This is a genomic window from Mesorhizobium sp. B2-2-3 (assembly GCF_006442405.1).
Lineage (GTDB): Bacteria > Pseudomonadota > Alphaproteobacteria > Rhizobiales > Rhizobiaceae > Mesorhizobium.
This window is the reverse complement of record NZ_VFWC01000011.1, coordinates 39,359-52,055: the sequence shown is the minus strand read 5'-3', so window position 1 is coordinate 52,055 and position 12,697 is coordinate 39,359. Positions and strand designations below refer to the sequence as shown.

15 protein-coding genes and 1 tRNA gene are annotated in these 12,697 nt (G+C 62.9%); 10 read left to right on the top strand and 6 right to left on the bottom strand.

The annotated features are described in order from the left end of the window. Nucleotides 1-14 precede the first annotated feature (14 nt). Complete coding sequence (map, locus tag FJ951_RS20510; protein ID WP_140517079.1) at nucleotides 15-842, bottom strand: type I methionyl aminopeptidase; 828 nt, start codon at nucleotides 840-842, stop codon at nucleotides 15-17. Nucleotides 843-1,051: 209 nt separating this feature from the next. Here map and FJ951_RS20505 point away from each other — a divergent pair, with 209 nt between their 5' ends. The 4 genes from FJ951_RS20505 (at nucleotide 1,052) to FJ951_RS20490 (ending at nucleotide 2,672) form a co-directional block, all read left to right on the top strand. Then, nucleotides 1,052-1,450 carry a hypothetical protein gene (locus tag FJ951_RS20505; protein WP_140495811.1) on the top strand — a complete coding sequence of 133 codons (399 nt, stop codon included), beginning with the start codon at nucleotides 1,052-1,054 and terminating at the stop codon, nucleotides 1,448-1,450. 108 nt (nucleotides 1,451-1,558) lie between these two features. Next, nucleotides 1,559-1,795 (top strand): hypothetical protein, encoded by a 237-nt coding sequence (locus FJ951_RS20500; RefSeq protein WP_140495812.1) that lies wholly within the window; start codon nucleotides 1,559-1,561, stop codon nucleotides 1,793-1,795. Between the two features lie 178 nt (nucleotides 1,796-1,973). Next, complete coding sequence (locus FJ951_RS20495) at nucleotides 1,974-2,270, top strand: DUF982 domain-containing protein (protein ID WP_140517077.1); 297 nt, start codon at nucleotides 1,974-1,976, stop codon at nucleotides 2,268-2,270. Between the two features lie 42 nt (nucleotides 2,271-2,312). Further along, nucleotides 2,313-2,672 carry a DUF6074 family protein gene (locus tag FJ951_RS20490; protein WP_246671067.1) on the top strand — a complete coding sequence of 120 codons (360 nt, stop codon included), beginning with the start codon at nucleotides 2,313-2,315 and terminating at the stop codon, nucleotides 2,670-2,672. A gap of 40 nt (nucleotides 2,673-2,712) precedes the next feature. Here the strand turns inward: FJ951_RS20490 and FJ951_RS20485 are convergent, their stop codons facing one another. The 5 genes from FJ951_RS20485 to phaC form a co-directional block, all read right to left on the bottom strand. Next, nucleotides 2,713-3,855 carry a hypothetical protein gene (locus FJ951_RS20485; protein ID WP_140517075.1) on the bottom strand — a complete coding sequence of 381 codons (1,143 nt, stop codon included), beginning with the start codon at nucleotides 3,853-3,855 and terminating at the stop codon, nucleotides 2,713-2,715. A gap of 167 nt (nucleotides 3,856-4,022) precedes the next feature. Further along, nucleotides 4,023-4,097, bottom strand: a tRNA-Glu gene (locus tag FJ951_RS20480). Next, a complete protein-coding gene (locus FJ951_RS20475) occupies nucleotides 4,083-4,307 on the bottom strand; it encodes a hypothetical protein (protein ID WP_140517073.1) in 225 nt (74 codons plus the stop codon). The genes FJ951_RS20480 and FJ951_RS20475 overlap by 15 nt, the downstream gene beginning before the upstream one ends. 57 nt (nucleotides 4,308-4,364) lie before the next feature. Then, nucleotides 4,365-5,612 carry a YcbK family protein gene (locus tag FJ951_RS20470; protein WP_140517071.1) on the bottom strand — a complete coding sequence of 416 codons (1,248 nt, stop codon included), beginning with the start codon at nucleotides 5,610-5,612 and terminating at the stop codon, nucleotides 4,365-4,367. Between the two features lie 216 nt (nucleotides 5,613-5,828). After that, a complete protein-coding gene (gene phaC / locus FJ951_RS20465; protein WP_140517069.1) occupies nucleotides 5,829-7,664 on the bottom strand; it encodes a class I poly(R)-hydroxyalkanoic acid synthase in 1,836 nt (611 codons plus the stop codon). A gap of 98 nt (nucleotides 7,665-7,762) precedes the next feature. On the opposite strand from phaC, the gene FJ951_RS20460 reads away from it, so the two are divergent. From FJ951_RS20460 to glpX, 6 genes are all read left to right on the top strand, one after another. Further along, a complete protein-coding gene (locus FJ951_RS20460) occupies nucleotides 7,763-8,155 on the top strand; it encodes a hypothetical protein (RefSeq protein WP_140495819.1) in 393 nt (130 codons plus the stop codon). 74 nt (nucleotides 8,156-8,229) lie between these two features. Then, entirely contained in the window at nucleotides 8,230-9,447 is a 1,218-nt protein-coding gene (locus FJ951_RS20455; protein WP_140495820.1) for an LL-diaminopimelate aminotransferase, read from the top strand. Between the two features lie 48 nt (nucleotides 9,448-9,495). Beyond that, nucleotides 9,496-10,809 carry a homoserine dehydrogenase gene (locus FJ951_RS20450; protein ID WP_140517067.1) on the top strand — a complete coding sequence of 438 codons (1,314 nt, stop codon included), beginning with the start codon at nucleotides 9,496-9,498 and terminating at the stop codon, nucleotides 10,807-10,809. A 128-nt stretch (nucleotides 10,810-10,937) separates the two neighbouring features. Next, entirely contained in the window at nucleotides 10,938-11,294 is a 357-nt protein-coding gene (locus tag FJ951_RS20445; protein WP_140517065.1) for a hypothetical protein, read from the top strand. Nucleotides 11,295-11,359: 65 nt separating this feature from the next. Beyond that, nucleotides 11,360-11,527 carry a Thivi_2564 family membrane protein gene (locus FJ951_RS20440; RefSeq protein WP_140517063.1) on the top strand — a complete coding sequence of 56 codons (168 nt, stop codon included), beginning with the start codon at nucleotides 11,360-11,362 and terminating at the stop codon, nucleotides 11,525-11,527. A gap of 179 nt (nucleotides 11,528-11,706) precedes the next feature. After that, nucleotides 11,707-12,690 (top strand): class II fructose-bisphosphatase, encoded by a 984-nt coding sequence (gene glpX, locus FJ951_RS20435; protein WP_140495884.1) that lies wholly within the window; start codon nucleotides 11,707-11,709, stop codon nucleotides 12,688-12,690. Nucleotides 12,691-12,697 lie beyond the last annotated feature (7 nt).

The window sequence follows — 12,697 nt, the reverse complement described above, 5'->3', positions numbered from 1 at the left end:
GGGAGAACGAAACATTAGGCCGGCAGGCCGGGGCGGTCGAGCTTTTTGGGGGAGAGCGTGAAGATCTCGCAGCCGGTGTCAGTCACGCCGATCGTGTGTTCGTATTGCGCCGACAGCGAGCGGTCGCGTGTCACCGCGGTCCAGCCGTCCGACAGGACTTTCACATGCGGCCGGCCGAGGTTGATCATCGGCTCGACGGTGAAGATCATGCCGGGCCGCATCTCGACGCCCTCATTGGCGCTGCCATAATGCAGGATGTTGGGCGCGTCGTGGAACAACTGGCCGACGCCGTGGCCGCAGAAGTCGCGCACCACCGAGCAGCGCTCGCCCTCGGCATAGCTCTGGATGGCCGCGCCAATGGCGCCGGTGCGGGCGCCGGGCCTGATCGCGGCAATGCCGCGCATCAGGCATTCGTGGGTGACTTCGAGCAGGCGTTCCGCCGCGCGTTTTATGGTGCCGACAGGGTACATGCGCGAGGAATCGCCGTGCCAGCCGTCGAGGATGTAGGTGACGTCGATGTTGACGATGTCGCCATCCTTCAGCGGCTTGTTGTCGGGGATGCCATGGCAGACGACATGATTGATCGAGGTGCAGGAAGACTTGGTGTAGCCGCGGTAGTTGAGAGTCGCCGGCAGCGCGCCATGATCCATGCCGAACTCGAAAACGAAACGATCTATGGTGTCGGTGGTGACGCCGGGCGCAACCATCGGCACCAGTTCGTCGAGGCAGCGCGCCGTGAGGTCGCATGCCTTGCGCATGCCGGCAAAACCTTCCTCGCCATAGAGGCGGATCTGGCCGGTGTTTCTGAGCGGTGCCGTGGCGGCGTCGAGATAAGTGACCATTGGTGTCCGTCTTGCCGGTGTGGCTCTGCAAGGGAGCCGGCGTGAAAATCTCCCCAGATTTGGCACTTGAGGGCAAAAGGTTCAAGGAAGAACTGCCCGGACACGACCAAGCGGCAGGGATATTCGGCGCGCCCCGGTGTCCTTGACGCCCTTGTTCCTTCCCTTTCAGTCGACCGTGCGGTAGGGCGAGGGAGGTTTTTGGAGATTTCATGAGCGTCGAGCACGCCAGATTGCCTGAAGCGCCGTTGAAGGCGGCCTGCTCATTGCTGATGAGCCTTGTGCTGCTGGCGATGCTGTCGCTTGGCCGGGCGGAGGTGCCCGTCTTTGCCGGAGCAGCCTCCGGTGTCGCCAGCGCCGGCGTGGAGCGGTCCGGCGAAGCGGCGGCGCTGCTGCGCATCACCGGCAAGGCGCAGGCGCTGGAAGTTCGTTCCGGCCGGCCGGCCCTGGTTAAGTTCGCCGGCGGCCATCCGGCCCTGTCGGCTCGGGACACCGTCTTTTCCTGGTTTGTTTCGGTTCCGCCGGCAGAGGTCGTCGCCGCCGACGGGGACGCCCGCACACCGTGGGCGACTGCCAATCAGCCGCGCGCGCCGCCATCGGTTCCGGCCTGAGCGGTTTCAACCGCTCCTTCACTCAAACCACTTCCTGTTCGCGCCTCGATCCGCGCGGCGGCTTCGGTCGCGCAGCGGTGCGTAGCGCGTCATTTCCGGATTGTTTCCATGCAACGTATCAAGACACTCAAGAGCCTTTCGCGCGCGGCCTGCGCCGCCATTTTCCTTTCCGTCCAGGCGCTCATCTGTATCGGAACCGTCTACTGGGCGCTGACGGAGACGCTCGGCCTTTCGGCGACAGGGGCACTTGTCCTTGGCGGGATTTTCGCTGTGCCGTCTGCTCTCGTGCTGCTTACGGCGGTGCGCATGGCCTTCGGTGCGGAGACCGATCCCGCCAACCAGTAGCCGGACCGCCAAGGCGCCCGCGTTCGACAAGGCCGGGCGCCTTGGCGCTTGCTTGCGGCGGCTGCGGCAAAACGTCCATGACCGCGGAGACGCCACATTCCTGCGGTAGCGACAGGCCAGAGCAACTTTTTACGACGGATGGCGTTGCCGCTGGTGACGACAGTTCGGGAGATGGCGGATGGACAGACTGCAATTCGAGGTGCCGGTGCGTATCGCGCCCGGACCCGGCCTGCCTGTCGAGGAGATCTACAGCGTCGAACAGGCCCTTGATTTTCTCCAGGCCTGGCCGCTGCGCCGGCAAGGCCCGATTTACCAGAAGGCCTTCAACGCCTGCTTCGGCGCCACCGTGGACGTGGTCAAGACCGAGGATGCCTGCCGGGCGTTCATGGCGTTCTGCCGGGTGACCGGGCTGATGGCCCGGGACATGATGGCGCCGCGCAAGCGCGGTGGCCAGGCGAGAGGGCTGCAAGCCTGAGGTGCGCTGCGCTCTTCGTTCTCCTGGCCGAACGGCGCATCGATGCCGATGCCATTAAGCTTCCGTTTCCACTTTCGCGGCTACGCCATGCTTGTTCGGCAATGGTTGATTCGTTGCGTCAGTCTCGTGGTTCGGAAGATGTCCCCAGAAAAAATCCGTGCATTCCCGATCGACCGTCAGGCATTCCTGGTTCGGGAGGTGGCTGCCAGGCTCGACAGTTTGCATGGCGACAGCGCCACCTCGTTCTGGAGGGCCAAGGCGACGGAGTTGTTCGATCTCGTCGTCAGGTCAGGCACGGACAGGGCGGCGGCCAGCGACGAGGTGCGCAGGTTCTTCTTCGCCGTGCAAAAAGAGATATCGGCCGGCGCGGCCGCTGAGCCGATGCCAATTCTTTCCGCCTGAAGTGCTCCGCAAGGCGTCCCACAGCCGGTCCATGCCACCGCTAGCGTAACAGATATTTTGAAACTTCGGGGTTGCCGCGTCGCCACATGACGTTGTCAAGGAAGTAGTGGTGCACGTTGATGAAGATCAGCACTATGAAGAAGAACAGCGACGAACCCAGGACTTCCTTGTCGTAAGGGATCAAGGCAGTCAGTGCCGCCGGGATCAGCCAGAAACCGAGACCGCCGAGGATCCCGCCGGCGACGACGAACCCCAGGACTCGCGTCCTGTAGATCGGACCAAGAACGGACAGGATTCTGGAGTCCGGAACCTTTCGTGCATCGGGACCGTCACGCTCGACATTGCTTTGATAGCGCCAGACCACGGCTAGGTACTGCAGCGAATGGAGAGCCGGCACCACGAGCAGCCAGAGCGGGTCTATTCTCACGACCAGGATCCAAAGATATAGGGACGCGATATAAGCGACGACGCCGTTATACGGCAGGCTGCCGCCATTTTTACTCCAGCGATTGATCAGCATCACGACGGTGGCGGCCGTGGAAGCGGCCGCGGCCGACAGCGCAATCGTGTTGAGCCACGCAGGCGTGGCAAACGTATAATATTCCAAGCCGTAATATTTTGCTTGGCTGACCGCCGTGTTCGTCTGAAGCCATGCGAACAGCCATACGGCATAGCTGTTGACCAGCAAGATTTTCTTGTCCGGATTGGTGAAGAACCTGCGCTTCAACACGGCGTCCACCATCAACATGCCGTAGCCTTGCTTGACGTAGTGCCAGCCCACGAAAAAGAACATCGCGTTGGCTGCGTTTCCGAGCAGCCGGGCGTTCGCCGTTATCGAGCCGTAAGCAAAAAACCCGACCATGAGCAGGGGAACGACAATGCCGGCGAAAATGTAGCGGATCTGGAGGCCCCTGTCGTATCCCTCGCCGCGCACCTTGCTTCCAAAATTGCGATAGAAGAGTTGGTAAGAGTGGGCGAAATGCGGATAGTTTATCAAGTAGGCCAGGAAAAACATCGCCGCCGCAACAAGGCTGTCGTATTTGGTAGGCAAGAAGAACAGGGCCGGCAAAATCAGGAATGCGCTGCCGCCAAGCATGAGGAAGTCGGCCAGCGGGCCAAAGAGATATCTTTGTGGCGGCGTCGCCGCAGGAGCTCGAGCATCCGCCGAAAGGTGAACTGCCATATTAGCATCCCCCTGGGAAAGCCGATTTAACCATCGAGCCTTGCCCTCGACAAGGTCGAGGCGGCGGAATGGTCAACACGTAAAATGACGTTTCGGAAGGGGGTGTTACCCTGTCCGGCGCAATAGCTCTTGACGCCGAAAGGAGCGGAGGGGACATCGAGTGAAGCTGGTACGCCCAAGGGGAATCGAACCCCTGTTACCGCCGTGAAAGGGCGGTGTCCTGACCGCTAGACGATGGGCGCGCTCAGATAAAAGCGGCTTATACTGGCGTTGTGCGCAACCGGCAACCCGTCAGGTGCCGGCTTGGACAACTTTTTTCCCGCCTGCCGAAGCGAGTGATTCACGCAGCGCCAGCGGCAATTTTTCTGGCGGCCGTCACCAGCCGCCGCGTGGATTTCCGGGCACTTTTCAGACGATTGCGGAAGCGGCCCGATGAAATGCATGTCGCTCAACAGTGAGCTCCGTTTCAGCGCGACGCGCTTTGGCGCGTCCAGCCGAACCGGCCCTGGTCAGCCTTCGCCACCGCTGCGCCGGCGGCAGCGCCAGTTCCAGTCGCGCTCGGGGCCGACGTCGACATGGACCGATTCGGTGTGGCAGTAGGTGCCGACGCCGCCGCGGCCGGGCATCGTCCTGACGTAGCTCGCCAGCTCCCATTTCGAGACGCCCGGCACCTGGATGTCGGCGGCGGCGCAATACATGTGCAGCGAATTCTTGGCGCCGTTGGCACGGCGGTTGCGGGCGGGGTCGCGATAGCCGGAGGTGACGACCATCTTGCGGCCGTAGTGGCCTTCGATCGTCTTGAGCACGCGCACCAGCGAGGGCTTGAGGCACGCCACGTCGACGCTCTCGTTCTGCTTCAAGAGGCCGTTAGGCGCGAGGCGCGCCATGCCGGCGGCGGAGGCTACCTGGTAGAGGCCGCCCGAACCTTCATCCTCGTTGAGGTCGACGTCGCTTTCGTCGTCGAGGCCGGATTTGCGCTTGATCTCGAACAGCGCCGTCTGGCGGACGCCCGGCAGGGCATCGCTGCCGGTGATGTGACCTGAGTCGTCGCCGAGCGAAGCCAGCTGCACCGGTTTCGCCGTGGAATCGGCCGAGGCCAGTGTAATGATCGGCTTTGCCGCCGCCGGGGCGGGCTTGGCCTGCACAGCCGGCTGTTCGCCTGCGCGCGTGTTGACCAGTGGAGCGGGCTTCGCCGAAGCCGGCGTGGCGCCAAACATCGAGGCCAGGAAACCCCTTTTCTTCGGCGCCTCCGCTTGCTGCGCCTCGCCAGCGGTCACATAGACCGGATTGTTCATCGCCGGTGTGGCGGCCTGCTTCGGCGCCGTCACGGCCGCGTCGGCGGCGGCGATCTTCTGCGCCGCCGCATCGGTCTGCTGCGCCGTCTGCGGCTGCTGCTCCAGCGATTGCGGCGTGTTTCCGGCAATCGTTTCAGCTTCAGCCGGCGCGGTGAGCGGGAAGGCCGCCTGCGGCTTGGTAATCGGCACGTAGGCGACCGTCTCGGGCAGCGCTGTGTCGCCTTCCGCCATCACGGTGGTCTGCGTGGTCGCCGTCTGCGACGACGAATCGCCGGCCACGATCGGCTTGTTTGTCGAGGCTGCGTTGATGTCCGACGCGGAGGCATTGTAGCCGGGCATGCCAACCGACATTGTGGGGTCTCCGGCCGAGGTGCAGGAGGCCAGGAGCACGGAGCAGAGCGCCGCCGCAATGGTGCGGCGTTTTCCCTTCGCGAGGCTCCACCCTGCTGATTTCAAAGTCAAATTCCCCCTCGATATCCGATCGGTATATCCTTGGCGCGGCGTCCGAACGGCTGCGTCGAGGTGCCCCTTGTCTCCGATCCGGAAACGAGACCTGTGTCAAATCAGCAAGCCTGGAAGTATTTTTGCGGCAATTGCCGAATTTAGGCGGCAAGATGGTTGACGACACCATTTCGCCCGCTTTTACGGGTCCGTCAACTCACCAGACATTACAGTCGGTTACACACGCACCTTGACATAGGTGCCGGGGGCATCACCAAAAGTTTTCATATGCTTGCCTGCTTTGCGGGCAGGCACGCGATTATTGTCCTTAGCCTCTATCCAGCTCTGCCAGTGCGGCCACCAGGAGCCAGGATGGTCGGTGGCCCTTGCGATCCACTCGCCGAAGTCGCCCTCCGGCTTGCCGCCGGTCCAGTACTGGTACTTGCCCGATGCGGGCGGGTTGACGACGCCGGCGATATGACCGGAGCCCGCCATCACGTATTCGACCTCGCCACCGAAATATTTCGAGCCGAGGAAGACGGACAGCGCGGGAGCGATGTGGTCTTCCCTGGAGGCGAGGTTGTAGACGGGGATCTTGATGTCGGCGAGCGAAACGGTGCGTCCGGCAAGTTCCATCCTGCCGCGCGAGAGGTTGTTCTCGAGATAGCAGTTGCGCAAATAGAAGGAGTGGTTGGCCGCCGCCATGCGTGTCGAATCGGCATTCCAGTAAAGCAGGTCGAAGGGCAGGGGATCCTTGCCGCGCATGTAGTTGTTGACGACATAGGGCCAGATCAGGTCGCCCGAGCGCAGCATGTTGAAGGCGGTCGCCATCTTGGTGCCGTCGAGATAGCCCTTTTCGTTCATCGCCTTTTCCACCGCCGCGACCTGTTCCTCGTCGACGAACACCTTGAGGTCGCCGGCATAGGTGAAATCGACCTGGGTGGTGAAGAAGGTCGCCGATTTGATGCGATCGTCACCCTCCTGCGCCAGCAGGGCAAGCGCCGCCGCCAGCAACGTGCCGCCGACGCAGTAGCCGATAGCGTTGACCTCTTTCTCGCCTGTGGCCTTCTCGATAGTGTCGAGGCCGTATTGCAGCCCCTCTCTTGTATAAGCCTCCCAGTTCTTCATGCCGTGGCGTTCATCAGGGTTGATCCAGGAGATGACGAACACGGTGTGGCCCTGTTCGATCGCCCAGCGGATGAAGGATTTCTGCGGGTTGAGGTCGAGTATGTAGAACTTGTTGATCCAGGGCGGGCAGATCAGCAGCGGCCGTTTCAGCACCGTCTCGGTGGCGGGATCGTATTGAATGATCTCGGCGACGTCGCTGCGGCCGACCACCTTGCCGGGGGTGGTGGCGATGTTGCGGCCGATCTCGAAGGGCGAGTAGTCGGCCTGACGCAGCTTCAGGTCGCCCTTGCCGGCCGCGATGTCCTCGGCCAGCATCTTCATGCCGCGCACAAGATTTTCGCCGTTCGAGGCGATGGTTTCGCGAAACAGTTCCGGATTGGTCAGGATGAAATTCGACGGCGAGATGGCGTTGGACACCTGCTTGACGTAGAAGCTCGCCTTGTGGCGGGTGTGGTCATCCAGGCCTTCGGCGTGCTCGACAAGATCAGCCGCCCAGCGCGAGGTGACGAGATAGGCCTGTTTCAAGAAATCGAAGAAGGCGTTGCGGCCCCATTCCGGATCCTGGAAACGCTTGTCGCCGCGCTCCGGCTTGACCGCGTCCTCGGTTCGCTCGGCATCGGCGCTGACGCGCTGGATGGCGTTCGCCCAAACCGTCATATAGCCGGCGAACAGCCGCGTCTGCGCTTCGAGCGCGCGTTGTGGGTCGGCAAGCCAGTATTCGCTGAGCTTGGAGAAGGTCTTCACCATGTCGACGACCGGTTCGGCGACATGGTCGCGCACTTCGCCCTTCTCGCGCGGCTCGGCCCAGGCGGAAGCCGCCTTGCCGGCCTGCTCGATCATGCGCGCCATGTTCAGGGCGAAGCGTTCCGGGTCCTTCACCAGATATTGCTCGACCGTCGAAGGTCCGCCATCTTCCGCTTTGCCCGAATCGGGTGTTTTGGACATGGTGCGCGGGGTTCCTCCCGAAGCGTTTTCTTGACATATTACCATGGGACATCCGACTGGGTCCAACCTCGCTCTACCCCGGCTGCCAAGGAAACAATATGACGATTAACATTGGCGAGACTGTTTTTTTCGGCGCCGGTCGTTTTTGCCGCATCGGTGCGGCAATTGCCCTGCTGTGCCTTGGGGCCTGCTCGAGCACCAATACCAGCGGCCCGGTGCCCATCGCCACATCAGCGGGACCGAAGGATACCGGCACCTTTCCGAACCTGAACATCCCGCCGAAAGTAGCGGCCAAACAGTTCACCGATGCCGAGAGGAATGCCAGGCTCGCGGAATTGAAGGGAGACGAAAGCGCGCAGGCAGCCAATGGCGGCGCCCCCAACGTCACCAATCAGGCGGCGCTGACGGACCTGGCCAGCAAGCATGGCGCGCAGACGCTGAAGCAGATCGAAGGCAAATGCGACCCCACCCTCGACCCTACCTGCAAATAAGTATATAGCGCGCGCCCAAGGCACTTGCCGACACGGCGCGCCTTGCCAAACGCCAAGTGATGTCTGGAACTGCCATGGAAGAGTTTCACAAGGTCCGCCGGCTTCCGCCCTATGTCTTCGAGCAGGTCAACCGGCTCAAGGCCAGCGCCCGCTCGCGCGGCGCCGACATCATCGACCTCGGCATGGGCAATCCGGACCTGCCGACGCCCAAGGCAATCGTCGACAAGTTGTGCGAAGTGGTGCGCGATCCGCGCACCCATCGCTATTCCTCCTCGCGCGGCATTCCGGGCCTGCGCCGCGCCCAGGCCGCTTACTATCAGCGCCGCTTCGGCGTGAAGCTTGATCCCGATACGCAAGTGGTGGCAACGCTGGGTTCGAAAGAGGGCTTCGCCAACATGGCGCAGGCGATCACCGCCCCTGGCGACGTGATCCTGTGCCCGAATCCAACCTACCCGATCCATGCTTTCGGCTTCATCATGTCGGGCGGCGTCATCCGGTCGCTGCAGGTGGAACCCGATGACGGTTTCATCCCGGCGGTCGAGCGCGGCATCCGCCATTCGATTCCGAAGCCGCTGGCGCTGATCCTCAACTACCCGTCGAACCCGACGGCGCTGGTCGCCTCGCTCGATTTTTACAAGGACGTGGTGGCGTTCGCGAAGAAGAACGACATCATCATCCTGTCGGACCTTGCCTATTCGGAGATCTATTTCGACGGCAATCCGCCGCCTTCGGTGCTGCAGGTGCCGGGCGCGATCGACGTTTGCGTCGAGTTCACCTCCATGTCGAAGACCTTCTCCATGCCCGGCTGGCGCATGGGCTTTGCGGTCGGCAACGAGCGGCTTATCTCGGCGCTGACCCGGGTGAAATCCTATCTCGATTACGGTGCGTTCACCCCGATCCAGGTGGCGGCCGCACACGCCCTCAACGGCGATGGCGCCGACATCGCCGAAGTGCGCGACATCTACCACAAGCGGCGCGACGTGATGGTGGATGCCTTCGGCCGCGCGGGCTGGACCATTCCGGCTCCGGCTGCGTCCATGTTCGCCTGGGCGCCGATTCCCGAGCCGTTCCGCCATCTCGGCTCGCTCGAATTCTCCAAGCTGCTCATCGAACATGCCGACGTTGCGGTGGCGCCAGGCGTCGGCTTCGGCGAACACGGCGATGATTTCGTGCGTGTCGCGCTGGTCGAGAACGAGCACCGGATCCGGCAGGCGGCGCGCAACATCAAGCGCTTCCTGGCGACCAGTGCCAAGCAACCCAACAATGTCGTGCCGCTTTCCGCCCATCGGTAAGCTTTCCGCACACAATTTCGTTTGATCTTTCGGGGGACATCGCCGGCCATGGCTGAAGCTCTGCGTGTTGGAATTGCCGGCCTCGGCACGGTCGGCGCCTCGGTGGCGCGCGTGCTGCGCAACAAGGCGGCGGAGCTGACACGGCAGTGTGGGCGCGACATCGTCGTATCGGCGGTTTCGGCGCGTGATCCCAAGCGCGACCGCGGCGTCGATCTCAATGCCGCCAAATGGTTCGACGATCCGGTCAAGATGGCGCAGGCCGCCGAGATCGACGTTTTCGTCGAGCTGATCGGCGGCGACGAGGGGCCGGCGTTCGCGGCGGTCAGGGCGGCGCTCGAAGCCGGCCGCCATGTCGTTACCGCGAACAAGGCGCTGCTGGCCAAACATGGCGTCGCGCTCGCCGAGATCGCCGAGAAGAAGGGCGTGCTGCTCAACTACGAGGCCGCGGTGGCGGGCGGCATTCCCGTTATCAAGACGATGCGCGAGGCGATGGCCGGCAACTCGGTCACCCGTGTCTTCGGTATTCTCAACGGTACCTGCAACTATATCCTGACCCGGATGGAGGCCGAAGGCATCTCGTTCGACGCCTGCCTCAAGGACGCGCAGCGGCTGGGCTATGCCGAGGCCGACCCGACCTTCGACATCGAAGGCCATGACACCGCGCACAAGCTGTCGATCCTGACCAGCCTGGCCTTCGGCACCAAGATCGCCGCCAACGACATCTACATGGAAGGCATCTCGAACATCACCCAGGCCGATATCCGTGCGGCCGGCGATCTCGGCTACCGGATCAAGCTGCTTGGCGTCGCCCAGCGCACCGAGAGCGGCATCGAGCAGCGCGTGCATCCGACCATGGTGCCGACGGCCTCGGTGATCGCGCAGGTCCACGGCGTCATCAATGCGGTGGCGATCGAGACCGACATCCTCGGCGAACTGCTGCTCTCCGGCCCCGGCGCCGGCGGCAATGCCACCGCCTCGGCCGTCATCGGCGACATCGCCGATATAGCAAAGAGCCGTCCCGGCTTCCAGCACGGCCCGGTCTTCGGCAGGCCGGCGAGGGAATTGAAGCCTTACAAGAAGGCGCAGATGCGCAGCCATGCCGGCGGCTATTTCATCCGGCTGACCGTGCATGACCGCATTGGCGTGTTCGCGGCCATCGCCAAGCGCATGGCCGACAACGATATCTCGCTGGAATCGATCGTCCAGCACGCGATCAGCGGCGAAGCGGCGGCGCAAAAGACGGTGATCCTCGTCACCCACGAGACCACCGAAGCCGCGGTGCGCAAGGCCGTGGACGGTATCACCAAGGATGGTCACCTGACCGACAAGCCGCAGGTCATCCGGATCGAACGGGCAGGATAGATATTTCCTTCCGTCGCGCACCACTGGATTGCTGCGACGATACTGTTGCGGCCGATGCCGCTGCTTGGCTCGCCGGAACCAATCCCGGCCAGCGCCGTTCTCCCGAGGTGCAAACCGAGGGAATGCCAATGGCCGAAACATCGAAATCCGACACCCCCCAGATCGACGACATCCAAAAGACGCTCGAAAAGCAGATCGCCGATCTGCGCAAGGAGATCACCAGGATCAACAAGAGCCTTTCGGAGCGAGGTGCGGAACTGGTTGACGAGGCCTCGGCTCAGGCATCCGATGTCTACGACAGCGCGGCGAGCCGTGCGTCGCGAACGGCTCAGCAGTTGCGCAGCCAGGCGCAGGCGGTCTCGGAGGTCGCGCGGGAAAATCCGGGCACGACGACGGCTGTGGTCGGCGTCATCGGGCTGCTGGGTTTTCTGGCCGGCCTCGCCGTTGGCCAATCGATGAATGACACCCAGCGCCGCTGGTATTGATCCGGTAACGACCGAACCGGGTTTGCCGGCTTACCTGTCCATCGAGCAATTTCCAGGGGAGCACCATGGCTTCTTCCGTCCTGATCGGTATTCTGATCACGTTCCTCGTGATCATTCTGGTGCTTTATCTCATTCAGCGATTGCCGCTGGATGCCAGGATGCGGCAGATCGCGCAGATCATCGGCATCATCATCGGCATCGTTTCGCTATTGAAATATCTGGCCGTGTTTTAGATCTCGATACCTACTTTGAAAGCGGCCCAAGTTCGCCGGAATCGTGCTATCCATAGTTTAATCGATTGATATTGCAGGCTTTTCGAGAAAACCTTCGAGAGGTCTTGCCGTTGTCATGCTCGTTTGACACAAGAGGCGCGCCTCCGGCGGGAGGCGGCATGCGAACGAGGATCGACCTGATGAACGTGGCCCACAACATTATCGCCGGACTTGACCGGATACTCACCATGGAACTGGTGCGCGTAACCGAGCGCGCCGCCGTCGCGGCCGCCAGGCTGCGCGGACGCGGTGACGAAAAGGCCGCCGACCAGGTCGCGGTGGACGCCATGCGCCAGGAGCTCAATCGCCTCGCCATCAAGGGCACGGTGGTGATCGGCGAAGGCGAGCGGGACGAGGCGCCGATGCTCTATATCGGAGAGGAGGTCGGCACCGGCAAAGGCCCGGCGGTCGACATTGCGCTTGACCCGCTGGAAGGCACCACGATCTGCGCCAAGAACCTGCCCAACGCGCTGGCCGTGATCGCCATCGCCGAGAAGGGCAGCCTGCTGTTCGCGCCCGACGTCTACATGGACAAGATCGCCATCGGCCCGGGCTATGCCGAGGGCGTCATCGACATCGATGCCTCGCCGGCCGAAAACATAGCCAGCCTGGCAAAGGCCAAGGGCGTCGCGGTGTCCGACGTTACCGCTTGCATCCTCGACCGTCCGCGCCATGGCAAGCTGATCGACGCCGTGCGCGCCACCGGGGCGGCAATCCGGCTGATCGGCGATGGCGACGTCGCCGGTGTCATCCACACCACCGATCCCGAGGAAACCGGCATCGACATCTATCTCGGCATTGGCGGCGCGCCGGAGGGGGTGCTGGCCGCCGCGGCGCTGCGCTGCACGGGTGGCCAGATGCAGGGCCGCTTGATCCTCGACACGCCCGAAAAGGTCGCCCGCGCCGGCAAGATGGGTATTGCCGACCCGAAGCGGGTCTACCGGGCCGAGGACATGGCGCGCGGCGATGTGTTGTTCGCGGCCACCGGCGTCACCGACGGCAACATGCTGGCAGGCGTCAAGTTCGGCCGCAACTACATCACAACGCACACGATCGTGCTGCGCTCGTCGTCGCGCACCGTGCGCGAGATCAAGGCCCGGCATCAGGACCTGGAAAAGTTTTGATGCATTC